The organism is Streptomyces sp. NPDC001700 (assembly GCF_053596435.1).
In genome coordinates, this window is record NZ_JBSFGE010000019.1 from 34,701 (window position 1) to 57,691 (window position 22,991).

21 protein-coding genes and 1 tRNA gene are annotated in these 22,991 nt (G+C 71.6%); 12 read left to right on the top strand and 10 right to left on the bottom strand.

What is annotated here, in order from left to right; genetic code table 11:
- Positions 1–40 precede the first annotated feature (40 nt).
- Entirely contained in the window at positions 41–895 is an 855-nt protein-coding gene (locus tag ACWC5C_RS29725) for a YceI family protein (protein ID WP_450880350.1), read from the top strand.
- Positions 896–924: 29 nt separating this feature from the next.
- On the opposite strand, the gene ACWC5C_RS29730 is transcribed toward ACWC5C_RS29725, so the two are convergent.
- The 6 genes from ACWC5C_RS29730 to ACWC5C_RS29755 form a co-directional block, all read right to left on the bottom strand.
- Positions 925–1,710: a TetR/AcrR family transcriptional regulator gene (locus ACWC5C_RS29730; RefSeq protein WP_450880352.1), complete on the bottom strand. Its 786-nt coding sequence runs from the start codon at positions 1,708–1,710 to the stop codon at positions 925–927.
- A 77-nt stretch (positions 1,711–1,787) separates the two neighbouring features.
- Entirely contained in the window at positions 1,788–3,317 is a 1,530-nt protein-coding gene (locus tag ACWC5C_RS29735; RefSeq protein ID WP_450880354.1) for an MFS transporter, read from the bottom strand.
- Between the two features lie 175 nt (positions 3,318–3,492).
- A complete protein-coding gene (locus tag ACWC5C_RS29740) occupies positions 3,493–5,811 on the bottom strand; it encodes an ArnT family glycosyltransferase (RefSeq protein WP_450880356.1) in 2,319 nt (772 codons plus the stop codon).
- On the bottom strand, positions 5,808–7,106 hold the full coding sequence (locus ACWC5C_RS29745) for a glycosyltransferase (protein ID WP_450880358.1): 1,299 nt from the start codon (positions 7,104–7,106) through the stop codon (positions 5,808–5,810). The genes ACWC5C_RS29740 and ACWC5C_RS29745 overlap by 4 nt, the downstream gene beginning before the upstream one ends.
- Before the next feature lie 25 nt (positions 7,107–7,131).
- Positions 7,132–8,895 (bottom strand): sensor histidine kinase, encoded by a 1,764-nt coding sequence (locus tag ACWC5C_RS29750; RefSeq protein ID WP_450880575.1) that lies wholly within the window; start codon positions 8,893–8,895, stop codon positions 7,132–7,134.
- Positions 8,896–8,984: 89 nt separating this feature from the next.
- Entirely contained in the window at positions 8,985–9,722 is a 738-nt protein-coding gene (locus tag ACWC5C_RS29755; protein ID WP_039938430.1) for a response regulator transcription factor, read from the bottom strand.
- 199 nt (positions 9,723–9,921) lie between these two features.
- On the opposite strand from ACWC5C_RS29755, the gene ACWC5C_RS29760 reads away from it, so the two are divergent.
- Entirely contained in the window at positions 9,922–10,803 is an 882-nt protein-coding gene (locus ACWC5C_RS29760) for an LLM class F420-dependent oxidoreductase (RefSeq protein ID WP_450880360.1), read from the top strand.
- A 21-nt stretch (positions 10,804–10,824) separates the two neighbouring features.
- Here ACWC5C_RS29760 and ACWC5C_RS29765 read toward each other — a convergent pair whose 3' ends face one another.
- From ACWC5C_RS29765 to ACWC5C_RS29780, 4 genes are all read right to left on the bottom strand, one after another.
- Positions 10,825–11,703, bottom strand: a complete 879-nt coding sequence (locus ACWC5C_RS29765) for an amidohydrolase family protein (protein ID WP_450880362.1) — start codon at positions 11,701–11,703, stop codon at positions 10,825–10,827.
- Positions 11,704–11,775: 72 nt separating this feature from the next.
- A tRNA-Met gene (locus ACWC5C_RS29770) sits at positions 11,776–11,849 on the bottom strand.
- A 50-nt stretch (positions 11,850–11,899) separates the two neighbouring features.
- Positions 11,900–12,202 (bottom strand): transcriptional regulator, encoded by a 303-nt coding sequence (locus tag ACWC5C_RS29775; RefSeq protein WP_450880364.1) that lies wholly within the window; start codon positions 12,200–12,202, stop codon positions 11,900–11,902.
- On the bottom strand, positions 12,199–12,669 hold the full coding sequence (locus ACWC5C_RS29780; protein ID WP_450880366.1) for a hypothetical protein: 471 nt from the start codon (positions 12,667–12,669) through the stop codon (positions 12,199–12,201). Before ACWC5C_RS29780 ends, ACWC5C_RS29775 begins: the two co-directional genes overlap by 4 nt.
- 404 nt (positions 12,670–13,073) lie before the next feature.
- On the opposite strand from ACWC5C_RS29780, the gene ACWC5C_RS29785 reads away from it, so the two are divergent.
- The 10 genes from ACWC5C_RS29785 to ACWC5C_RS29830 all read left to right on the top strand — a co-directional run bounded on the left by ACWC5C_RS29785 (position 13,074) and on the right by ACWC5C_RS29830 (position 22,985).
- Positions 13,074–13,931 carry a DedA family protein gene (locus tag ACWC5C_RS29785; protein ID WP_450880368.1) on the top strand — a complete coding sequence of 286 codons (858 nt, stop codon included), beginning with the start codon at positions 13,074–13,076 and terminating at the stop codon, positions 13,929–13,931.
- Complete coding sequence (locus ACWC5C_RS29790) at positions 13,928–14,632, top strand: response regulator (protein WP_450880370.1); 705 nt, start codon at positions 13,928–13,930, stop codon at positions 14,630–14,632. Before ACWC5C_RS29785 ends, ACWC5C_RS29790 begins: the two co-directional genes overlap by 4 nt.
- Before the next feature lie 274 nt (positions 14,633–14,906).
- Positions 14,907–15,986, top strand: a complete 1,080-nt coding sequence (gene lxmK / locus ACWC5C_RS29795) for a class V lanthionine synthetase subunit LxmK (protein WP_450880372.1) — start codon at positions 14,907–14,909, stop codon at positions 15,984–15,986.
- Positions 15,983–16,942, top strand: coding sequence for a T3SS effector HopA1 family protein (locus ACWC5C_RS29800; RefSeq protein ID WP_450880374.1), 960 nt, complete (start codon positions 15,983–15,985; stop codon positions 16,940–16,942). Before lxmK ends, ACWC5C_RS29800 begins: the two co-directional genes overlap by 4 nt.
- A gap of 74 nt (positions 16,943–17,016) precedes the next feature.
- On the top strand, positions 17,017–17,235 hold the full coding sequence (locus ACWC5C_RS29805; RefSeq protein ID WP_450880376.1) for an LxmA leader domain family RiPP: 219 nt from the start codon (positions 17,017–17,019) through the stop codon (positions 17,233–17,235).
- 54 nt (positions 17,236–17,289) lie between these two features.
- Positions 17,290–17,466 carry an LxmA leader domain family RiPP gene (locus ACWC5C_RS29810; RefSeq protein WP_450880378.1) on the top strand — a complete coding sequence of 59 codons (177 nt, stop codon included), beginning with the start codon at positions 17,290–17,292 and terminating at the stop codon, positions 17,464–17,466.
- Between the two features lie 125 nt (positions 17,467–17,591).
- The gene (locus ACWC5C_RS29815) at positions 17,592–18,614 is read left to right on the top strand and encodes a methyltransferase (protein ID WP_450880380.1); all 1,023 of its coding nucleotides are present in this window, start codon (positions 17,592–17,594) and stop codon (positions 18,612–18,614) included.
- On the top strand, positions 18,611–20,494 hold the full coding sequence (locus tag ACWC5C_RS29820; protein WP_450880382.1) for an ABC transporter ATP-binding protein: 1,884 nt from the start codon (positions 18,611–18,613) through the stop codon (positions 20,492–20,494). The genes ACWC5C_RS29815 and ACWC5C_RS29820 overlap by 4 nt, the downstream gene beginning before the upstream one ends.
- Positions 20,491–21,453 carry an LLM class flavin-dependent oxidoreductase gene (locus ACWC5C_RS29825; RefSeq protein ID WP_450880384.1) on the top strand — a complete coding sequence of 321 codons (963 nt, stop codon included), beginning with the start codon at positions 20,491–20,493 and terminating at the stop codon, positions 21,451–21,453. The genes ACWC5C_RS29820 and ACWC5C_RS29825 overlap by 4 nt, the downstream gene beginning before the upstream one ends.
- A complete protein-coding gene (locus ACWC5C_RS29830) occupies positions 21,450–22,985 on the top strand; it encodes a flavoprotein (RefSeq protein WP_450880386.1) in 1,536 nt (511 codons plus the stop codon). Before ACWC5C_RS29825 ends, ACWC5C_RS29830 begins: the two co-directional genes overlap by 4 nt.
- Positions 22,986–22,991 lie beyond the last annotated feature (6 nt).

The window sequence follows — 22,991 nt, forward strand, 5'->3', positions numbered from 1 at the left end:
GCACATCACAGCACCACGGGAGCAGGAGACGACAGGCGGCATGACGACGACTGGGGCAGGAGCAGGCGGGGGAGCGGGGCTGCGGGCCCGGATCCTCACCCGCGACGGATGGGCGGTGCAGCACGCGGTGCTGACCGTCACGGATATGACGGGCGGGCAGGTGCTGCGCGCCCAGGCCGCCGAGGACGGCTCGGTGCGCAGCGCGGAGCCGCTGCCGCCCGGTCCGTACACGATCATCGCCACCGCGGTGGGGTACGCACCGGTGGCCTCGACGTCGATCGTCACGGCGGCGGGGCGCGCCGATGTGGGCACGCTGGTGCTGGCCCGGCAGGGCGGGGTGGAGCTGCCGCCGCCCGGCGCGTGGACGCTGGATCCGGCGCATTCGACGGTGGGCGCCACCGCGCAGCACCTGGGGATCTCCAGTGTGCACGGGCGGTTCACGGACTTCGGCGGGCGGATCGAGATCGCCGAGGACATCGAGAAGTCGCGGGTCGAGGCGGTGATCCAGGCGGCCAGCATCGACACCGGGAACGAGATGCGGGACGGCCATCTGAAGTCGCCCGACTTCCTGAACGTGGAGCAGTTCCCGGTGCTCACCTACCAGAGCACCCATCTGAGCGCGGCCGGTCCTGACCGGTGGACGGTCCACGGTGAGCTGTCCATGCACGGTGTGGTGCGGGCGGTGGATCTGGACCTCACCTACCTGGGCACCGGCCCCGACCCCTGGGGCGGAGTGCGGGCGGCCTTCCGGGCGACCGCGGAGCTGCGCCGCGAGGACTTCGCGATGAACTACAACCAGGTGGTCGCGGCGGGCATCGCGGCGATCGGTACCACTCTGCGGGTGGAGCTGGACATACAGGCCGTCCAGGGCGAGGAGCTTCCGGCGGCGGCATGACCACCGCGCCGCCCGCGCGCGGGCGCGGGCTAGGGGGTGTTCCGCAGGGCCTCGATACCGGCGATCGCGAAGTCCAGGGCCATGGTGAAGTCCCGGTCGCGCATCTCCTCGACGGTCTGTCCGCCGCGCGCTTCCATGTTCTTGCGCGATTCGTCGAACTCCGGGCGGTCCTCGACCGCGCTCATCACTTCGTGCAGCAGCTCGTCCTGGGAGACCCCCGCCGCCCGGCAGCGGGCGGAGAAGCGGCCCTCGATGGTGCTGAAGCCGTAGACGAACTGGTAGACGAGGGAGAGCGCGCTGGTGATCTTCTCGTCCGGCAGCCCGCTGTTGTGCATCACCCGCTGGGCGGCTCTGGAGAAGGCCATCGCGTTCGGCCCGATGTTGAAGTACTCCCCCATCAGCGGGGACAGCCAGGGGTGGCGCACCAGCAGCAGACGGTATTCGGAGGCGAGCTGGCGCAGCTGCTCGCGCCAGTCCCGGCCCTCGGCGGCCGGGTGTTCCCGCTCCCCGGTGGGCTGGACGGCCTCCGGGGGGAGTGCGACCTCTCCCATGGCGGCGTCGAGGGCGAGTTCGAGCAGCTGGTCCTTGGTCTCCACGTACCAGTAGACCGACATCGCGGTGACGCCCAGATCCGCCGCCAGCCGGCGCATGGAGAAGCCCGCGAGCCCCTCGGCGTCCAGCAGCCGGACGGTCGCCGCGATGATCTTCACATGGTCGAGGCCGACCGGCTGCTGATCGCCCTTGCGTTTGGGGGCTTTGCGCTCGGAGAGCCAGACGCTGGACCGTGGGCGGGTGACACGGCTGCCGGTTGCCATGGCGGCTCTCCTTCTGCGCTGCGCTGCTGCCGCGTATCCGGCGGACACGATGCGCGACGGGTCATACATGTCCGATGCTATGCCGCCGGAGCCGTCTGTGAAGATCGCTCGGCCCGGCGGAGCAGCAGCCCGGCCAGCACACCACCGGCGAACACGGCCGCAGCGCCCACCAGCTGGCTGGTCTCCACCCCGGAGGCGAAGGCGTCCATGACGGCCTCCCGCTCCTCGGGGGTGCGGGCCGCGGCGACAGCGGCCGGGAGCGAGCCCGCTCCGGCCGCGACCGCGGGCAGCAGCGTGCCGAAGCGGGAGTTCAGCACCGCGCCCAGGACCGCGACGCCGAGCCCGTTGCCGCATTCGTTGAGGGTGCCGTTGACCCCCGCGCCCACCCCGGCCTTCTCCGGCGGGATCGCCGACATGACGGCGTTCGCCATCGCGGGCATGGCGAACGCGATCCCGGTCCCCATCACCACGAGTCCCAGCAGCATCCCGCCGTAGCCGTCCGCGCCGAGGACCGCGATCAGCGCGAGACCGACCGCGAGCATCCCCATACCGGTGGCGATCATCATCGGCGTGCCGAGCTTCGGCAGCAGCCGGGCCCCGAAGCCGGTGAGGTTGAGCGCCACGATCACCAGGGCGAGCGGCGCGGTGCGCAGCCCCGCGTCCAGCGCGTCGTAGCCGAGTACGAACTGCAGATGCTGGGTGAGCAGGAAGAGCGAACCGGCCAGGCCGAACGCGACGAGGATGCCGCCCGCGACGGCGCCCACGAAGGAGCGGTTGCGGAAGAAGTGCATGTCCAGCATCGGATACGGGATATGACGCTCCCACAGCGCGAACCCGGCCAGCACGGCGACGCCGACGAAGGCCGACAGCAGCACCCGGTTCGAGGTCCAGCCGTGCTCGGGCCCGGAGATGATGGCGAAGACCACCCCGGTCATGCCGACCGTGGACAGCAGCGCGCCCAGCAGATCGGGCCGGTCGCCGGTCGGGTTCTTGGACTCGGGGACGAGCCAGACCACGGCGACGATGCCGAGCAGGGCGACCGGGAGGTTGATGAGGAAGATCGAGCCCCACCAGAAGTGCTCCAGCAGACTGCCGCCGATGAGCGGGCCCGCGGCGAAGCCGAGCGAGCTGACCGCGCCCCACACGCCGATCGCCTTGGTCCGCTCGGCGTCGTCGAAGATCTGCACCACGACGGCGAGCGTCGTGGTCATGAGCAGCGCGCCGCCGATCCCCATCCCGGCGCGGGCGGCGATGAGCTGTCCGGCGTCCTGTGCCACGGACGCGATCAGCGAGCCAACCCCGAACAGGGCGAGACCCGCGATCAGCATCTTCTTGCGCCCGTAGCGGTCGGCGGCGCTGCCCGCGCTGAGCAGCAGCCCGGACTGGACCAGCGAATAGGCGTTGATCATCCACTGGATGTCGGCGGTGGTCGCGTCCATCTCCCGGGAGAGCGAGGGGACCGCCACGTTGAGGATCGTGTTGTCCAGCAACACGGTGAGCTGGGCGAGGCAGATCACCGCGAGGATCAGCCAGCGCTGGGGATGGCTGCCGGAGGTGGTGGCTGGTGGGGCGGCGGGGGGTCCGGTATCGGCGGTCTGGGCCGTCATGGGCACTCCAGGGAGACGTGTGTGCGGTGCATGGCTCCGCGTTTGCTGTACACCGTACAAATTCCACTGTACGGCGTACAGCGAATTTCCGCGCCCCTGCGCCCGCCCATACGGGTACGGGCCGGTGGCCTCGGGGGGAACCCGGCCACCGGCCCGTATCGACGGGACTCCGGCGTCAGCTGGAGGACTTCTTCTGCGTCAGGTCGTAGAGCGTGGTGCTGCCCACGGTGACCTTCTTGTAGGTCGCCTCGACCCAGGTCGTGATCTTGGAGGAGGTGCCATTGCTGCCACCGCCCGGGCCGCCGCCCATGCCGTTGCCCGAGGAGAGGAAGTAGTGGATCTTCCCCTGCTTCACGTACTCCTTGAACTGGGCGAGAGTCGGCGACGGGTCGCTGCCGTTGAAGCCGCCGATGGCCATGACCGGGTTCTGGGTGGCGAGCTGGTAGCTCGCGGCGTTCTGCGAGCCGATGGCCGCCGCGACCCAGGTGTAGTCGTCGGCGTTCTTCTCCAGCTTCGCCTTCACCTTGGCGTTGACCTGCTGGCCGTTGAGCAGCCCGCCCATGCCGCCACCGCCCATGCCACGGCGGCCGCCTTCGCCCATGCCGCCGGGCATCATGCCGGGCTGACCGTTCTGGCCCTGGTTCTGCCTCTGCTGGCCTTGGCCCTGGCCCTGGGCGTTTCCGTTCCCGTTGCCGTTGGCGTTCCCGTTGCCGTTTCCGTTGCCGTTCTGCTGCGGCTGGCCGCCGCCCGGGAAGCCGCCACCGCCGGGACCGCCGCCGGGCATGCCCTGCTGTCCCTGGCCTTGGGCCTGGCCCTGCTGGCCCTGCCCCTGCTGACCGCCCTGCATTCCCGGCGGGCCGCCCATGCGGCCGCCGCCGGGGCGACCGCCACCAGGTCCGCCGCCCATGCCGCCCGACACCGTCGGACCGGCCGTGATGATCGAGCCGCCCTTCGGCGTCTCCACCGTGTTCAGCGTGTACGCCACCGGCCCGGCCAGCGCCGCCGCGAGACCGAGCGCGGCCACGCCCAGCGCGAGGTTCCGTCCCAGCCGCGCCGCGAACAGCAGCCCCACCGCGGCCGCCAGACCCGCGATCAGCACCGCCCAGCGCAGCCACGGGTGCCAGTCCGCGGACCGGCCCAGCAGCACGTACGACCAGTAGGCCGTGATCGCGGCCGTGACGGCGAGCACCACCGAGGCCACGGTGCCGACGCGGCCCTCGGTCTGCCCCCGCCGCTCCCACAGCATCGTCGCGCCCATGCCCACGATCGCCGCGATGTACGGCGCGAGGGCGATGTTGTAGTACTGGTGGAAGATCCCGGACATGAAGCTGAACGTCGCGAACGTGATCAGCATCGCGCCGCCCCACACCAGGAACGCCGCGCGCCGGGTGTCCGTCCGCTTGGCCCGCCAGGTCAGCCAGACCCCCGCCACCAGCAGGATGAACGCGGCGGGCAGCAGCCAGGCGATCTGACCGCCCATGTCGGAGCCGAAGAGCCGGTCGATACCGGTCTCGCCCCACATCCCGCCGCCACCGCCGCCACCACCGCGACCGCCGCCGCCGACGCTGCCGGTCTCGTTGCCGTTGATCCGGCCGAGGCCGTTGTAGCCGAAGGTCAGCTCCAGGAAGCTGTTGCTCTGCGAGCCGCCGATGTACGGCCGCGACGACGCGGGCCACAGCTCCACGATCGCGACCCACCAGCCGCCGGAGACCACCATCGCGAGCCCCGCGAGCAGCAGTTGACCGATCCGGCGGCCGAGCTTCGCCGGGGCGCACACCGCGTACACCACCGCGAGCGGCGGCAGGATCAGCCACGCCTGGAGCGTCTTGGTGAGGAAGCCGAAGCCGAAGCAGATCCCGGCCAGCACCAGCCACTTCGTCCGGGCGTCCTCCAGCGCGCGCAGCACGCAGTAGACGGCCGCGACCATCAGCAGGCACAGCAGCGCGTCGGGGTTGTTGAAGCGGAACATCAGCGCCGCGACCGGGGTCACCGCGAGCACGCCGCCCGCGATAAGCCCGGCGGCCGCGCTGAACCTGCGGCGTACGGCCGCGTAGAGCACCCCGACCGTCGCGACGCCCATCAGCGCCTCCGGGACCAGGATCGCCCAGGAGGAGAGGCCGAAGACGCGCACCGCGAGGGCCATCGGCCACAGCGCGGCCGGGGGCTTGTCGACGGTGATGGAGTTCGCGGCGTCCGAGGAGCCGAAGAAGAACGCCTTCCAGCTCTCGCTGCCCGCCTGCACGGCGGCCGAGTAGAACTGGTTCGCATAGCCGGAGGCGCCCAGGCTCCACAGATAGAGCACGGTGGTCACGGCCAGCAGGGCCCACAGCGCGGGCCGCGCCCAGCGGGGATCCTCCGGACGGCCCCGCCACGCCCGCGCCAGACGCGAGCCACCGGGAGCGGCGGGCGCGGCGGCAGGAGCAGGGGGAGCGGGAGGAGCGGCAGGCAGGGGCGGCGGACCGGCTTCCCGGGTGCCGTAGTCGTGCGTCGTCATCGGTTGATCCTCGGGTCGTCGTCGGAGGTGGCCCCGCTGTCCGAGGGGAAGACCCAGGCCCGGAAGAGCAGGAAGCGCAGAACAGTGGCGGCGAGGTTGGCCGCGATGAGCACGGCGAGTTCGGTGCCGTGCGAGGGGGAGCCGGGGGCGGTGTCGAGGGCGGCCAGGGAGCCGCTGGTCAGCACGAGACCGATGCCGAAGACGACCAGCCCCTGCGCCTGGTGACGGATCGCCCGGTCCCGTCCGCGTACGCCGAAGGTGAGCCTCCGGTTGGCCGCGGTGTTGCCGAGCGCGGACAGCAGCAGCGCCAGCGCGTTGGCCACCTGCGGGCCCGTACCGAGCCGGAAGAGCGTATACAGCGCCAGATAGACGAGCGTGGACAGCCCGCCCACCACGCAGAACCCGACGAGCTGCCGGGCCAGTCCGCCCGGCACCCCGCTCAGTTCCCGGTCGCGCGGATCGTCACCGAACGGGCGGCGCAGCCGGTCCAGCGGGAGCGCGCCGGTGGCCAGCGCGCGCCCCACCCGCCAGACGCCCTTCAGGTCGTCGGTGGCCGTCTTCACGATGTGCACCGTGCTGTTCGGGTCGTCGACCCAGTCCACCGGCACCTCGTGGATGCGCAGCCCCGCCCGCTCGGCCAGCACCAGCATCTCGGTGTCGAAGAACCACCCGGTGTCCTCGACCATCGGCAGCAGCCGCTCCGCGACGTCCTTGCGGATCGCCTTGAAGCCGCACTGGGCGTCCGAGAACCGGGCCGCCAGGCTGCCTCGCAGGATCAGGTTGTACGCGCGCGAGATGAACTCCCGCTTGGTGCCCCGTACGACGCGCGAGCTGCGCGCCAGCCGCGACCCGATCGCCAGGTCCGAGTGACCGGAGATCAGCGGGGCCACCAGCGGAAACAGCGCGTTCAGATCGGTCGACAGATCGACGTCCATGTACGCGAGCACCGGCGCCTCGGACAGCGTCCACACGGTGCGCAGCGCCCGCCCGCGCCCCTTCTGGTCCAGCCGGACCGCCGTCACCTCCTCGACGGTGTCGTCCAGGTAGGCCGCCACATGGGGCGTGCGGTCCGTACTGGCGTTGTCCGCGATGGTGATCCGGAAGCGGTAGGGGAAGGTCCGCGTCAGATGGTCGTGCAGCCGCCGCACACACCGCTCAAGGTCCGCCTCCTCGTTGTAGACGGGGATCACGACGTCGAGCACCGGGCGGCTGCGGTCGACCACGATGTGCCGACGCGCGGGCAAGGTCTGCAGGGGTGTCTCGGGCGGCGCCTCGAGAGGGGTGTCGGTTCGCATGGAACGACATTCGCGAGCGGCGCTGTCACGGCTGTGTGGTCAGCCTGTGGCCTGGCTGTGAGTGCGTTACGCCCAGGTGAACAGGGAGATGGACGCCGAACACGGTCCGCCCCGGCACGCTGTCCACGGTCACATGGCCGTCGTGCGCGGCGACCACCGCGTGCACGATGGCCAGCCCAAGACCGGTGCTGCCCGCGGTGCGCGAGCGCGAGGCGTCACCGCGCGCGAAGCGCTCGAAGACGTGCGGCAGGAGGTCGGGCGGGATGCCGGGCCCGTCGTCCTCGATCTGCAGCGAGAGATACGAGGGCGGCTGCGGCGGCCCGTAGGTGCCGGGGTGCGCGGCCCGCGCCATGGCGTACGGGGAGCCGTACGGCGCCGCGTAGGGGTTGCCGGAGCCGTTGCTTCCGGGCGGCCCGGGCGCCGCGTCATGGCCGAAGGCGTACGGCGAACCGGGCCCGAAGCCGTTGCCGTTACCCGAACCGTTCCCCGACCCGTACGACGGGCCGTGCACCATCCCGTACGGCGCCAGGTACGGCGACGGGCGCGGCGAGGCGTGCGGCCCGCCCCACAGCACCCGCGCGGTGACGGTCGTCCCCGCCGGGGTGTGGTTACGGGCGTTGCCCAGCAGGTTGACCAGGACCTGGTGCAGCCGCGCCGAGTCGCCCTGGACGAGCGCGGGTTCGTCGGGCAGCTCCAGCCGCCACCGGTGGTCGGATCCGAGCGCCCGCGCGTCGCTGACCGCGTCCACCACCAGCGGGGACAGGTCCACCTCGGCGTACTCCAGCGGCCGCCCGGCGTCCAGCCGGGCCAGCAGCAGCAGATCCTCCACCAGCCCGGTCATCCGCCCGGCCTCGGACTCCACCCGGCCCAGCGCGTGCCGGGTGTCGGGCCCGATGTCCTCGCGGCCGCGCCGGGTCAGCTCGGCGTAGCCGCGGATCGAGGCGAGCGGGGTCCGCAGCTCATGGCTGGCGTCGGCGACGAACTGCCGTACCCGCGTCTCGCTCTCCTGGCGGGCCGCCAGCGCCGATTCGATGTGCCCGAGCATGCGGTTGAGCGCCGCCCCGACCTGGCCGACCTCGGTCCGCGGATCGGCCTCGGAGGCCGGGACCCGCTCCCGCAGCGCCACCTCGCCGCTGTGCAGCGGCAGTTCCGAGACCCGGGTCGCGGTCGCGGCGACCCGGCGCAGCGGGCGCAGCGAGATGCCGACCATGGTGGCCCCGGCGAGCCCGGCCGCGACCAGCCCGGCGGCGGCGACGCAGACCTCGACCAGGATGAGGGTGTTGACGGTGTCCTGGGTCTGGTTGAGCGGGAAGGCCATGATGATCCCGCCGTCCCTCGGATTCCACTTGGCCACCGCCCGGTAGCTGCCGAGGCCGGGCAGATCGACGGCGTGCACCTTGTCGTCGAGGGGGATGGCGGTGAGCGCCTTCTCCTGGGCGCTGGTCAGCTTGTCGACCCGCTGCGCGGCGTTCGAGAAGTCCGGCAGCATGGGCTCGTCGTTGCTCTTCCCGGACTGGATCGCCTTGCCGTTCACCCCGAGGCGCGCCCCCGCGGTTCCGATCGGCTGCCCGGGCCCGTTGAGGAAGAAGATGCTGCTCTCCGGGGAGCGCGGGTCGGCCGGGTTCGGCTGCTCGCCCACCTTGCGCATGGCGCCGCCCGCCGACGAGCGCAGATCGTTGTCGACCTGGCCCTCCAGGTACGACTTCAGGGCGATCGTCGTGACCGTGCCGATCACCGCGCAGACCACGGCGATCAGCGACACCGCCGAGACGACCAGGCGGGTCCGCAGCGACCAGGGCCGCCGGGCGGCCGCCCGGGAGTCCTTCCTGGCACGGGACGGCCGTGCGGGGGGCGGGGTCTGGGGGTGCGCCACGGTGTCTACTCCCCGGGCTTGATCAGATACCCGGCGCCGCGCCGGGTGTGGATCATCGGGCTGCGGCCGGCGTCGATCTTGCGCCGCAGATACGAGATGTACAGCTCGACGACGTTGGCCTGGCCGCCGAAGTCGTAACTCCACACCCGGTCCAGGATCTGCGCCTTGCTGAGCACCCGGCGCGGATTGCGCATCAGATAGCGCAGCAGCTCGAACTCGGTCGCGGTCAGATGGATCTCCTGACCCGCCCGCGACACCTCGTGGCTGTCCTCGTCCAGCACCAGGTCGCCGACCGCCAGCACTGATTCGCTGCGCGCGGCCGCCGCCCCCGACCTGCGCAGCAGTCCGCGCAGCCGGGCGACGACCTCCTCCAGGCTGAACGGCTTGGTGACGTAGTCGTCGCCGCCCGCCGTCAGCCCGGCGATCCGGTCCTCGACCGCGTCCCGCGCGGTCAGGAACAGCACCGGCACCTCGGGCAGCTCGCGGCGCAACCGGCCCAGGACGGTGAGCCCGTCCATGTCGGGCAGCATGACGTCGAGGACGACCGCGTCCGGGCGCAGCTCACGGGTCGTACGGATCGCCTCGGCGCCGTCGCCCGCCGTCCGCACCTCCCAGCCCTCGTAGCGCAGGGCCATCGACAGCAGGTCGGCGAGGGCCGACTCGTCGTCCACAACCAGCACCCGGACGGGGCTTCCGTCGGGTCGCAGCAGCTCGGTACGCCCATGGGGCGAGGTCGCCATCATGAACGTCAGCTTCCGGCGACGGTCTGAGAGGTTCCTTTCGGCTACCTGTGAATAACCTGAGAATCCTGTGGCCCCGAGAACGGCCCCCGGGAGCCCGATCCCCGGAGCCCACGGGAGCCCACGGAGCCCCCGAGCCCCCATCTGGGTGAACCGCTGACCGGCCGGGAATAGCCGGATCCACCCTCCGGTTCGCGAGGATATGGCTACTCACCCCGCCCTCGGCAAGATCGGCATCTGGACCGCGGCCCTGCGCGTCACGGAGTCCCGCTCCGCGCAGGAGGTCAGCGAGGCGGCGGCCGAGCTGGAGACGCTCGGCTACGACGCCCTCTGGTTCGGCGGCAGTCCCAGCGCGGACCAGGCCGCGACCCTCCTCCAGGCCACCAACCGGATCACCGTCGCGACCGGCATCCTCAGCATCTGGGACCACGAGGCGGCCCAGGTCGCCGACCGGTACGCCGCCATCGACGCCGCCCACAAGGGCCGTTTCGTCCTGGGCCTCGGCGTCAGCCACAGCGCGCTCGCCGGTGAGCGGTACAAGCGGCCGTACTCGGCGATGCGGGAGTATCTGACCGCCCTGGACACCGCCCCGATCCCGGTCCCCGCGTCCCGGCGGGTGCTGGCCGCCCTCGGCCCGAAGATGCTGGAGCTGTCCCGCGACCGCGCCGCCGGTGCCCATCCGTACCTGGTCACCCCGGAGTTCACGGCCGAGGCGCGGGAGATCCTGGGCGACGGCGCCCTGCTCGCCCCGGACCTCAAGGTGGTCCTCGACACCGACCCCGACCGCGCCCGCACCATCGCCCGCGACTACCTGTCCATGTACCTGAAGCTGCCCAACTACACCAACAACCTGCTGCGGCTGGGCTTCGAGGAGCAGGACTTCGCGGACGGCGGCAGCGAGCGCCTCCTGACGTCGGTCTTCGCGCTCGGCGACGCGGAGGCGATCCGGCGCCGCGTCGACACGTACCTGGAGGCGGGCGCGGACCACCTGGCGGTCCAGGTGGTGACCGAGGACCCGTTCAGCGACCTCCCCCGCGAGGAGTGGCGCGCCCTGGCCGAGGCCCTTCCCCTGGCCAGCCGCTGACGCACCGGGTAGCGGGGGGTGTCACAGGCCGAACAACCGGGCCGCGTTCCCCCAGCACACCCCCCGCAGCCACGCGTCGTCCTGGTCCAGCCGGGTCAGCGCCTCCAGGGCGTGCCCGTATCCGTACGGGATGTTGGGGAAGTCGCTCCCGAACAGCACCCGGTCGCCCAGCGCGCCGAGCCGCCCCCGCTCCTCCGGCGGGAACGGCCAGTTGCGCTCGGTGAAGTCGGTGAAGGCCATCGTCGTATCCAGGTGCACCCCCTCGTACCGCTCGGCGAGCCCCAGGAAGTCCGCGTACTCCGGGAGCCCCATGTGCGCGACGACCAGCCGCAGCCGGGGGTGCCGGGCCAGCAGCCGGGCCACCGGTTCGGGGCCGGTGTGCTTGCCGGGCGCCGGGCCCGAACCGCAGTGGATGACGATGGGCGTACGGGCGTCGGCGAGCATCCCCCACACGGGGTCGAGCAGCGCGTCGTTCGGGTCGTACGCCCCCACCTGCACATGCGCCTTGAACACCCGCGCCCCGCCGTCCAGCGCCCCGCGCACGTATTCCTCCGCGCCCGGCTCCGGGAAGAAGGTCGCGGTGTGCAGACAGTCGGGCGTACGGGCCGCGAACCCGGCCGCCCACTCGTTCAGCCACGCCGCCATGCCGGGCTTGTGGGGGTAGACCATCGAGGTGAAGGCCCGCACCCCGAACTCCCGTATGAGCGCGAGCCGTTCGTCCTCGCCCTCCCGGTAGGTGATGGGCCAGGCGATGCCCACCATCGGCTCGGCGGCGTCGAAGTACGCCCAGACCTTGTCCAGGACGTTCTTCGGCATGAAGTGCGTATGCACGTCGATGAGTCCGGGCAGCCCGAGCCCCTGCCAGAAGCGGCGGACCGGCACCACGTCAGGATCAGTCATACGGATCACGGTACGACCACCGAAATCACGAGGGCCCGGCACCATTTCTGATGCCGGGCCCTCGTTTTCGAGTAGCGGGGACAGGATTTGAACCTGCGACCTCTGGGTTATGAGCCCAGCGAGCTACCGAGCTGCTCCACCCCGCGCCGTTGAATGCAACTCTACGTCATCCATCCCGCTGAGGGAAATCCGCTCCCTATCCGTCCGCCTCCGCCAGCTCGACGATGCGCCGCAGCTCGGCGATGTGCCCGGCGACGGCCCGCCGCCCTTCGGGGGTGAGGGCGAGCCTGGTGCGCGGGTAGGACTTCCCGCGCACCTTCTCGACCGTGAGGTACGAGGCCCCCTGCAACACCTTGACGTGCTTGCTGAGCACCGAGTCGCTCACGCTCAGCGCCTCGCGGACCACGGAGAACTCCATGGCGTCGACGGCCGCGAGCATGGTGCAGATCTGAAGCCGGTTCGGCGCGTGGATCAGCTCGTCGAAGGCGGCGTCGGTCATCGCCCGGCCCGCAGGTCCCTGCGCGCCGCCGCGTCGACGCGGTAGCCGACGGCGACGGCGAGCGCGCCGATCACCAGCCCGGCCCCGGCGATCGCGAAGCGCACGTCGGCCGCCCACTCCAGCGCCATCCCGGCCGCGGCGAGCAGGACGAAGGCCACCAGGTACGCGCCGTAGAGCCGCCCGGCTCCCGGCGTGGCCGTGAAGCGCTCGAAGGAGACCCCCGTCACCCGGCGGACAGCCCACTCGAGACCGAGCACCGCGAGGACCAGGGCGGCGCCCGCCCACGAGGCGATGCGCAAACTCATCGAAAGGAAGACGAGGGCGAGAGCGGCCCCCAGCCCCCAGTGGTACCACCACGGTGCGGAGACATGGTCCGCCACCCGCACCCGGGAGGCGTCGACGTCGTCCAGGGCGGCGCGCGCCGAACGGGGGTCCATGCTGGCGGAGTTGCCCGAAGTACTTTCCATGCTGGAAAGCATCGCAGACCACTGTCCAGTGTGGCAAGTGGTTTGGCGCCCCGGATCCCGCCCCGACCATCACCGCGAAAGGGTAAAGAGCAAGCCATTCAGGGGAAAAGCGAACAGGCTGCGACGGGTGCCACGCGGACCATTCCCCACCTTCCCGCTCCTCTTTCCTGCCGACCGACTGATCTCACCAGCCGGTCGGCTGAACACCCGCCCACTCGGCGAAGGAGGTTGATACCCGGCTTCGATCATGCGATGATCTTTGTCGCTGCCGAGTGCGGCGACCACTACATCAGGATTTACGCAAAGGCGGGGGAACCTATGCGTGCACACCGTTTCGACAGTGGCATGACGAGTGGCATCGCAAGCAGCATTCTGCGACCTTTCGAGGCGGCTTTCATCCGCCGATGACCCCCGACGCCATGGCGATCGACGCCATGGCGCGCACTCATGCGGTCCGTATCCCGTTCCATCCTTCACGGGAATTCCACGGATTCGGCTCGGAAAAGAAACGCAGATTGCACGGGAGGTCCCGCTTGAAAACCGAGACCCAGACCGATCGCACCCGCAATTCTCGTCCTTTGGACAAGCCCTGGCTGCCCTGGGGAGGGGCACCCACGTCGAAGGACCTGTTCTGCTGGTACGCCATGTGGCTGGTCTTCGCCTACTCGTTCGCGATGTGGCCGCTCAAACCCTGGCTCATCGGAACGCACCCGGTCCTGCTGGAAGCGTTGACCGGCACCCAGACCTCGATGACCATCGCCGGGGCATTCGCCCGCGTCGGTGACGCGCCACTCGCGCTGGCCGTGGCCGCGGGCGTCTTCGGGGTGATGAAGTTCGTCTGGGTGTTCTGGCTGGCCGGCCGGCTGTGGGGGAGGAACCTGGTACGGCTGCTGTCCGGCACGCCGCCCGAGGAGGGCGGTACGAAGCGCCGCCATCCGCTCGCCCAGGACACCCCGGCCCGCCGATGGATCATCGGGGCGGCCGTCGTCCTGGCGCCGCTTCCGCTGGTGCCGGGCCCGCTCGCGTTCGCCTCGGCGGGCTGGGCGGGGATGGGGCTCGTCACCTTCCTGGTGCTCAACCTGATCGGCACGCTGGCCTGGACCGGACTGTTCACGGGCCTCGGATACGCCATCGGGAAGCCGGCGGTCGACCTGGCCGAAACCATTTCCGACCACGCCGTCTGGGTTTCCCTGGCCGTCATCGCCGGGGCCTTTCTCGCGCAGGTGGCGATGAGCAAGCGAGCTTCCAGGAGCCGATCGTGACCCTCACTCTCATCGTCAACGACGAACCCCTGTTGCGGGCCGGACTGCAGATGATCATCGAGTCCGCCGACGACTTGGAGGCCAGGGTCGCGGGTGGCGCCGAGGCGCTCGCGGAGGCGCGGCGCAGCCGCCCGGACGTCGTCCTGCTCGACATCGGCACCCGGGTCACGAACGGCTTCGCGCTCCTGCGCGAGCTGCTCGACCTGGCCGATCCGCCGCGGGTGGCGGTGCTGTCCTCCCCCGCGGTCGACAAGTCCGTCTTCACCGCGCTGCGCATGGGGGCGGCGGGCTGTCTACTCAAGGACACCGGGCCCGAGGAACTGCTGGCGTCCGTCCGCGCCCTCGCGGTCGGCAACACCGTACTGTCCACCCTGGCCACCTCGACGCTGATGGCGGAGCTGGAGGACGACGTGCACCACGCGGACGCCGTCCTGAAGGCGCGCCGCATGACCGCGTCGCTGAGCGCGCGCGAGCACGAGGTGCTGGCGATGATCGCCGAGGGATTGTCCAACGCCTGCATCGGACGACGGCTCATGCTCGGCACCGGAACCGTCAAGGATTGCGTGAGCGACATCCTGAACAAACTCGCCGTCACCAATCGCGTCCAAGCGGCGGTCATCGCCTATCGGGCGGGCCTGCCCACCGGCGTGTCCGCCGCTTCCACGACGGCCACTGCGGCCACGACCGCCACGGCGGCCTGATAACACCCTGAAAACAGCCTGACAAACAATTTCTCGCATTTCTCGCAGCACGGCGGGTCCGGTACGGCATGACCGTACCGGACCCGCCGTATTTCTTTTCTTCAGGGCACCAGCCGATCGGCATCATTCCTTTGCTTTTTACCGCCATCCGGCTGGTGAATTCCGACGGAAGACGGCTGGTCCGGCCCATGGCACCGCGACATACTTATCCCCGTAGGCAGGAATCTGAACGGGGGAATATATGAAGGCGGACGCTCCGCCCACATTCCGTCCGGTGGACCTCGACCAGTTCCCGGATGTGGATCTTCTGCTGCGGCGCATCGGCGTCGGCGTCTTCGACCGCGATTCGGTGTCCGCACCGGTCGGCCGCAACCACGCCTGGTCCGGCCGGACCGAGTCCGGCCGCCGGGTGTTCGTCAAGCACCTGGTCGGCGCGGAGCGGGACGTACGGGACCGGATGCGTCGCATGCTGGCCTTCGAGCGCTTCGTCGGACGGGTCCCCAAACTCACCGGCCATGTACCGGCGTTACTCGGCCATGACGACGACGCGGGGCTGGTGGTCTTCGACCATGTGGAGGCCAGGAGCGGCGCCGAGCTGATGGTCGACGAGACCTTCGGCGGGGAACTGGCCACCGTGGTCGGCGAGAAGATCGGCGCACTGCACGCCGCCTCTCCGACTCCCGCCGACGGGCTGGACGAGGAGCCGCCCCCGATGCCGGAGCCCGGTCTGCTGCACGCGCTGCCGCTGGGCATGTTCAACGAGCTGAGCTTCGCCGAGCTGGAAGCCTGGCGGCTCATGCAGCACGACCAGGCGCTCCGCGAGGGCCTGACGGCTCTGCGCCGGTGGGAGGCGGCGGCGCCCCGGGTGCCCGCCCACTGCGATCTGCGCGTGGACCAGCTCCTCATCGTCGAGGACGGGACCCCCGTCATCGCGGACTGGGAGGAGTTCCGGCTCGCCGACGCGGCCCGGGACGTGGGGGCCTTCGCCGGGGAGTGGCTCTACCGCTCGGTCCTGGACATCGTCACCAACCGAGGTGACGGCGACTCGGACTTCCCCGACGTGGAGTTGACGCATCGGCAGGTCCTGACGCGCGGCGTGGCCAAGATGGAGCGGCTGCTCCCCCTGGTCCACGACTTCTGGCGCGGCTACCGCGGCTGCCGCGAGGTCGATCCGGAGTTCCCCGTACGGGCCACCGCGTTCGCCGGCTGGCACCTGCTCGACCGGCTCATCGCCGGCGCCGCGCAGGGACAGCGGCTGTCCGGCATCGAGCGGGCCGCGGCGGGAGTCGGCCGCGGCGCCCTGATCACCCCGCGGAAGTTCGCCGCCCTTCTCGGATTCGAGGAAACGTCATGAGTGACCGCCCTGTCTCCCCCGCGCTGCTCGATGCCGCCGCGCTCGTCGAGGTGGCCCCCGACCTCTCCTGGGCCACCGTGGCCGAGCGGACCATCGAGGCCGACACCCCCCGCGAACTGCGGCGCCTGCTCTCCGACGCGCTGTACCAGGAGCTGCACGCGGGGCTGTCGACACAGGAGCCGCTCCCGTTCCGGCTGCGGGAGCCCGCGTTCGAGCAGGACCTCGCGAAGGTCGTACCGCATCGGGAGACCACCCTGCACGGCCCGGTGCGCGCCACCGAATCGGACACCCACGTGGTCGAGCTGGGCGGGGTACGGGTCCGGGTGCCCGCGGACCGGATCCGCGCCGACGGGCCCGTCGCCCGGGGCAGCGTCGTCGGCGTCGTCAACACGCCCCTGCGGCCCGCCCTCTCGCCCGGATTCTTCCTGGTCGAGGGCGTCCGTCCGCACCGCTCCGCCGATCTGCTGCGGCTCTACGCGCACATCACGGAGCCGACCGCCGCACCAGAGGTGTGGGGCACCGCGCTCACCTATCTGGAGGAGCGGGGAGTGACGTACCGGGCGAAGGTCGTCTCCAGCACGCTGCTCTACCCGCGCCGCGACGCCCTCGTCGTCTACCTGGACGAACGGGACCGGCACGCGGCCGACGGCATCGCCGATGCCGTCGGCGGCCTGCCCGGACTCGGCGGCGACACGTCCGTCTTCACCCGGCGGCTGCGCCCCGGCGTGGCCACGGCCTGGGAACCACGGGACCCCTCTCCCGGCATGGACGGCCTGAGCTTCGGCCAGCACCGGGCCAGCGTGCTGGCGAAGGCCCTGGTGGAGACGGCCGACGCGCCCGGCACGCTCCCGCAGGTGCTGCACGACTGCCTGGTCGCGGCCAACGTCGACCCGGCCGACCCGTCCCGCAACGCCGACTCCCCGGAGGACGGCGACGCCCCAGGGGCCCGGAGCTGAGGTGTCTTCCAGGGGGCGTGATCGCGCCTCCTGGTTGCGGCTCAGAACCGATGAACCCGATGAAAGGGCGAGCAATGGAGAACAAGAGCACGGTCATCACCGACCTGGTCGCCGGCTACAGCGCCTACACCGACGCCGACGAGCTGGACGTCACCGCCGCCGCGGGCGCCCCGGCCACCACCCTGGTCTGTGTCTCCGCCACCGTGTCGCGCGCCAGCTCCGCCAAGTGCGTGAGCTGGGCGGGCGCCTCGATCAGCGCCGCGAGCGGCGCCACCTACGAGGTCACCTGCTGAGCGGGGCCCGACGCCCCCTCACCCCTGACCTCACCCGACAAAGGAGGTGAATTTGTGAAGACCACCGCGATCATGGAGCTCGTCGCCGGTTACGACGCGTACGCCGACTCCGAGGAGCTTCAGCCCACCGCGACCGCCGACGCCCCGGCGACCAGCCCGTTCTGCGCGAGCGCCGGCATTTCCTGGCTAGCCAGCGCTTTCTCGGCGCGAACCGTCAACGGCGGCTGCTAGCCGCCCTCCCGGGGTGACCGCGATCGGTACACCCCGGTCATGAGCCGGGTGCGGACCGGACCTTGGACGGCCCGCACCCGGCGCCCGCACTTCCTCTCACCGCACCACTTCTGGGGGCACTGACCATGGACGATCTGGCCCGCGCCGAGCACCTGCTGGATCTGGCCGACCTTCTGCGGCCGTCCGCCATCCGCACGGCGGCGACCCTCGGCGTGGCCGACCACATCGCCGCCGGAGTGACGGACACCGAAACGCTGGCCCGCCGCTGCGGCGCCCGGGCCGATGTGCTGGACGTCCTGCTGCGCTACCTGGTCTCGCTCGGCCTGCTGGACCGCGACGGCAACGGCGGACACATGCTGCGGGAGGCCGGGCGACCGCTGCTGGATGACCATCCGTTCACCGTGCGCGAGGCCCTGCGCCTGGACGGGATGACCGGCCGGTCCGACATGGCCCTGGTGGACCTCGTCCACACCGTACGGACCGGGGAACCGGCTCATGTGGGACTGTTCGGCCGCGACTACTGGGAAAGCCTCAACGCGGACCAGTCCTGCACCGAGGCCATCGAACGCGGCTCCTCGGGCCAGTTGGTGTTCGACGCGGAACTCATCCTCGACGGCTACGACTGGTCGGCCGCGCGCAGCGTCGTCGACGTGGGCGGCAACAGCGGTACGGTCCTGACCAGCCTCCTGCACCGCCATCCGCACCTGACCGGCACCCTCCTGGACCTCGGGAGCATGGCCCGGGTCGCCGCCACGAACATCGTGAACGCCGGTCTGGAGGACCGGTGCACCGCCGTGGCCGGCAGCTTCTTCGACCCGCTGCCCGCCGGGCACGACGTCTATCTGCTCTCCGCCATCCTCGGCGACTGGGACGACGAGAAGGCGATCGCGATCCTGCGCCGCTGCGCCGAGGCGGCGGGTGAGGGCGGCAAGGTGCTGCTGGCCGACGTCAACCTCGATGTCGTGATGCGGGGCGACGCCGCGGCCCGGACGGAGCTGTGGCTGCGGGCCATGATGCCCACCCCGGTGCGGACGGTTGACCAGCTGAAGCGGCTCGGACGGGCCGCGGGGCTGGAGGTGACGGGAGAGGGTCCGGTGACTCCGGTCCGGTCGCTGATCGAGTTCTCGGTCGAGGAGGCACCGGCATGAGCACCCCAGGAACCGCCGGTACCACCGACATCGCCGGTACCACCGACACCGCCGGCGCCCCCGGGAAGGCGGCGCGGCTGCACATCCTGAAGGAGATCTTCGAGGGCCGCAGGCTCCAGTTCACGGCCATCCTGGCGCTGTCCCTGGCCGCCACGGCGGCCACGCTGGTGCTGCCGTGGACTGTCGGCAAGCTGCTCGAAGCGATCCAGGAGGACCGCGGCTTCTCCCGGTGGACCTGGCTGATGGTCGCGGTGGGCCTCGGATCCGGCGCGGCCAACGCGCTGTCCACCTATCTGCTCTCCCGCAGGGGCCACCAGCTGGTCTGCCGGCTGCGGATCCGCAGCATGCGCCACTCCATCGGACTGAGCCTGCACACTGCCCGCCGCGAGGGCACCGGCAATCTGGCGACCCGGCTCACCGCCGACGCGTCCGCGATCAAGAGCATCGTCGACATCGGCCCGATCCAGTTGCCGATGTCACTGGTCACCCTGGTCGGCACGCTGGCGATCATGGGGTGGCTGGACTGGATGCTGCTCCTCATCACGCTCGGAGCCTTCCTCGTCGCGCTGGCCGTGGTCGGTGTCGTGGTGGTCGCGCTGCGCCGCAAGTACGTCGCGATCCAGCAGGAGGTCGGATCGCTCACCGAGCACTTCGTCGCGACGATGGAGGCGCTGACGGTGATCAAGGCGCACCGCGCCGAGCCCGCCGTATCGGCCGAACTCGCCGACAGCGCCCGGCGGGCCGCCCGCTACGAGGTCGGCGCGTCCGCGCTGGAAGCGCTGATGGTGCCCGTCATCAACCTCGGCCAGCAGATCGCCCTGGTGGCGGTCATCCTGGGCGGCGGGGCCCGGATCACCAGCGGCGATCTGGACCTCGGCACCTTCGTGTCGTTCCTCCTCTACCTCTTCCAGCTCACCGCTCCGTTGATCATGGCGATGTCGGGCATGAGCACCATTCAGGCGGGGCTCGCGGCACGTCAGCGCTTCGACGACCTGTTCGCCCTCCCCTCCGAAGCACCGGCGCCGACCGTGGCACAGGCACAGGCACCGGCGGTTGGCGGGGCGGACGGCGGGGCCGGGGACGCCGCGCCGACGCCCGAACCCGGCGCCCCCGCCGTGCGGTTCGACAAGGTCCGCTTCGCCTACGGCGAGGAACCCGTGCTGCACGAGGTCGACCTGACCGTCCCCGCCACGGGACTGACCGCCATGGTGGGACTGTCCGGCTCGGGCAAGTCCACCGTCCTCGGGCTGGTCGAGCGCTTCATGGACCCGCAGGGCGGCCGGATCGAGGTCTTCGGACACGCCTCGGACCGATGGCCGCTGCACGAACTGCGCGGCCGGCTCGCCTACGTGGACCAGAACGCCACCCTGCTGCGCGACACCGTGCGCGACAACCTCACTCTCGGCCAGGAGCGGCCCGTGGCCGACGACACCCTGCTGCGTGCGCTGCGCGACGTCGGGCTGGCTGAGGAGATCACCCGGCTGCCGGACGGGCTGGACACGGTGCTCGGCGGCGCCCACGACCTGTCGGGCGGCCAGCGGCAGCGGCTGGCGCTGGCCCGCGCGAGCCTGTCGGACGCGCCCCTGGTGCTGCTCGACGAACCCTCCTCTCAGCTGGACAGCGTCAACGAACTGCGGCTGCGCGAACTGGTCGACACGATCAGCCGGGACCGCGCCGTACTCGTCGTCGCCCACCGCATCTCCACCGTGCGCCACGCCGACCACGTGATCGTGATGGACGGCGGGCGGGTCACCGCGGAAGGCCGGCACGAGGACTTGACCCGTACCAGCTCCAGGTACGCCGAGCTGGTACGCGGCCAGCACCTGGGCGGATCCGACACGACGGCCGCGGCCCCGGCCCTGGCGGGAGGCACCCCATGACCACCTACTCGTTCCTGGCCCCGACAGCCCCCTACCGCCCCGAGCAGTTGCTGCCGTACGCGGCGCTCGCGCAGTGGAGCGACGCGTACCGGATGTGGCAGGGCCAGGCGGTGGTGAACGACCCCTTCCAGGACTTCACCCACGCCGCCGCCTGCGGCTTCCGCGTGCCCACCGGCACCGGCGTCACCCTGATGCCGCTGCGCCACCCCTACCAGGCCGCGATCCAGGCCCATTCGCTGGCGGTCGCGAGCGGCCACCCGGTGGTGGCCGGTTTCGGGCCGGGCTCCGCCGCGTTCCAGCACAGCGTCCTCGGCGCGCCCTACCGCAGCCAGCTGGGAGCCGTATGCGAGTACGTCACCGTGATGCGGGATCTCCTCGAGAAGGGCGAGACCGACCACGTCGGCGAGTACTTCGTCTGCCGCTCGCAGTTCGCCGCCCTGCCCCGGCCGCCCGTGGAGATCGGCCTGGGGGTCCTGCGGCCCCGGATGGCCCGGCTCGCCGGGGAGATCGCCGATGTCGCGATCACCTGGCTCACCCCGGCCCGCTACGTACGCGACACCGTGATACCCGCGCTGCGGGCCGGTGCCGAGGCCGCCGGGCGCCCTGTGCCCAGGGTGGCGGTGATCGTCCCGCTGGCGCTGGCGGCGCCCGGCCGCGACCCGGTGGAGCTGGCAGCGGCGAGCAACACCAGCCACACGATGCTGCCGCACTACGCCGATATGCTGCGCCGCTCCGGTATCGAGACCTCGGTGGAGAACCCGCGCGGCAACGCCGAGGCGCTGCTCGACGGCCACGCCTTCCTGTACGGCGAGGCGGTGGAACTGGCCGAGCGGCTGCGGGAGTTCGCGGACGCGGGGGCGGACGAGATCGTGCTCAACGTCACCGGAGTGCATATGCGGTACGGCGAACGCGCCTCCCTCACGGAGCTGGAGACCCTGTTGGAAGCGGTCACACGATGATGGGCGAGCCCTACAGCCCCGGAGAACTTCCCGATCCGGGGCTGACCCGGGTCCTGGTCGTCGTCACCGGGTCCGCCTATGCCTGGTCCACCCCCTACTGGCTGGAGTCGCTGCGGCTCCACCACCCCGGACTGTCCGTCCGGGTCGTGCTGACCCGCAGCGCGGAGCGGTTCGTGACACGGCAGGCCGTCGGCGCCCGAGCGGAATCCGTGACGGTGGACGTCTGGCCCGAGGACGAGACCACGGCACGGCATGTCGCATGGGCGGAGTGGGCCGAGGCGATCGTCGTCTATCCGGCGACCCTCCACTTCATGGCGCGGCTCGCGCTGGGGCTCGCGGACAGCCCCGCCCTGCTGGCCGCCCAGTGCACCCGTGCCCCGATCGCCGTGGCACCCGCCCTGCCGCCGGGGGCCCTGGAGGGCGAGGCCGCACGGCAGCACTGGGCCGCCTTGGCGGCCCGGCCGAACGTCGTGCTGGTCCCGCCGCTCCCCGGCCGCAGCCTCACCACGGGCCGCGAGGACGCCTGGGTGCCGCCACCGCTGCCGGAGGTGCTGCGGCTGATCGGCGAACGGCGGGCCGACGCGTCTCACGAGGCCGGTGAGGCCGATGAGGAAGCAGGCGAGCAGGCGGGCGAGGAAGCGGAGGCGAGCGAATTCGGCACCGGGCTGCTGCGCACCCGCGTCCGCGCCCTGCCCGGCGGCGGCCACCGCTGGCGCCGTACGCCGGGCCCCCTCGCTCCGGTGCCCTTCCAACCCCCCGTACCCGGCGAGCCGCATGCGGAGCCGCGGGCGGGCTGGACGGACGCGGCCGACCGGGCGGGTGCCGATGGCGCCCGGCTGGTGGCGGGCACCGCCGACGGTCCGGCCCGGCTCTACGACGTACGCGGCGGGGTCTCGGCCGCGCATCTGCTCCTGCACGGCGCCCCCGCGGCCACGCTGGAGAAGCCGCTGCACGCCCTGGGCCAGCTGCTGCGCACGGTCCACGACCGGCCGGCCCCCGCTGGGCTGCCGCCCGGGCCGTCCCGTGGGCTGACCCGGCTGGGCGACTGGCTGAGCGGCCGCTCCGCCTCGCCCCGCGCCGCCTGCGCCCAGGGCCAGGTGCGCCGGAGCCTCGGCGAGGAGCGCTGGGCCCGGCTGCGCTGCTGGTACCGCGCCACGGTGACCGACTCCGCCACCACCCTCGCGCACGGTGCCGCCGGACTCGGCTCGCTCGTCGTCGACCGGACGTCCGGCGGCGTCGACCTGCTGATCGGCGAGGACGTCTGCACGGCGCCCTGGTACGTCGACCTGGGCTGGGTGGTCGGGGAACTGGTGGAGCTGCAGTGGCAGCTCGGCGGCGACAAGGACGCGTGGCAGACCCTCACCGACGCGCTCTTCGAGGGGTACGGCCGTGACCTCGGCGAGGAGTGGAACCGGACCGCTGCCCTCCGGATTCTGCTCCACGTCCATGACATCGCCGCGTATCTGGACGACTTCGACCACGGATTCGACCACTACTGCGGCTTCCTCCGATTCCTCGTCGACCTCGTGTAGAGGGAG

What these genes read in the sequence shown, in the direction of transcription:
- ACWC5C_RS29740 (WP_450880356.1), bottom strand. Translation starts at nt 5,811, where the DNA reads ATGACGACGCACGACTACGGCACCCGGGAAGCCGGTCCGCCGCCCCTG.
- ACWC5C_RS29735 (WP_450880354.1), bottom strand. Translation starts at nt 3,317, where the DNA reads ATGACGGCCCAGACCGCCGATACCGGACCCCCCGCCGCCCCACCAGCC.
- ACWC5C_RS29755 (WP_039938430.1), bottom strand. Translation starts at nt 9,722, where the DNA reads ATGATGGCGACCTCGCCCCATGGGCGTACCGAGCTGCTGCGACCCGAC.
- ACWC5C_RS29800 (WP_450880374.1), top strand. Translation starts at nt 15,983, where the DNA reads ATGAGTGACCGCCCTGTCTCCCCCGCGCTGCTCGATGCCGCCGCGCTC.
- ACWC5C_RS29815 (WP_450880380.1), top strand. Translation starts at nt 17,592, where the DNA reads ATGGACGATCTGGCCCGCGCCGAGCACCTGCTGGATCTGGCCGACCTT.
- ACWC5C_RS29765 (WP_450880362.1), bottom strand. Translation starts at nt 11,703, where the DNA reads ATGACTGATCCTGACGTGGTGCCGGTCCGCCGCTTCTGGCAGGGGCTC.
- ACWC5C_RS29820 (WP_450880382.1), top strand. Translation starts at nt 18,611, where the DNA reads ATGAGCACCCCAGGAACCGCCGGTACCACCGACATCGCCGGTACCACC.
- ACWC5C_RS29775 (WP_450880364.1), bottom strand. Translation starts at nt 12,202, where the DNA reads ATGACCGACGCCGCCTTCGACGAGCTGATCCACGCGCCGAACCGGCTT.
- ACWC5C_RS29830 (WP_450880386.1), top strand. Translation starts at nt 21,450, where the DNA reads ATGATGGGCGAGCCCTACAGCCCCGGAGAACTTCCCGATCCGGGGCTG.
- ACWC5C_RS29725 (WP_450880350.1), top strand. Translation starts at nt 41, where the DNA reads ATGACGACGACTGGGGCAGGAGCAGGCGGGGGAGCGGGGCTGCGGGCC.
- ACWC5C_RS29745 (WP_450880358.1), bottom strand. Translation starts at nt 7,106, where the DNA reads ATGCGAACCGACACCCCTCTCGAGGCGCCGCCCGAGACACCCCTGCAG.
- ACWC5C_RS29785 (WP_450880368.1), top strand. Translation starts at nt 13,074, where the DNA reads ATGACCCCCGACGCCATGGCGATCGACGCCATGGCGCGCACTCATGCG.
- ACWC5C_RS29825 (WP_450880384.1), top strand. Translation starts at nt 20,491, where the DNA reads ATGACCACCTACTCGTTCCTGGCCCCGACAGCCCCCTACCGCCCCGAG.
- ACWC5C_RS29730 (WP_450880352.1), bottom strand. Translation starts at nt 1,710, where the DNA reads ATGGCAACCGGCAGCCGTGTCACCCGCCCACGGTCCAGCGTCTGGCTC.
- ACWC5C_RS29780 (WP_450880366.1), bottom strand. Translation starts at nt 12,669, where the DNA reads ATGGAAAGTACTTCGGGCAACTCCGCCAGCATGGACCCCCGTTCGGCG.
- ACWC5C_RS29805 (WP_450880376.1), top strand. Translation starts at nt 17,017, where the DNA reads ATGGAGAACAAGAGCACGGTCATCACCGACCTGGTCGCCGGCTACAGC.
- ACWC5C_RS29760 (WP_450880360.1), top strand. Translation starts at nt 9,922, where the DNA reads ATGGCTACTCACCCCGCCCTCGGCAAGATCGGCATCTGGACCGCGGCC.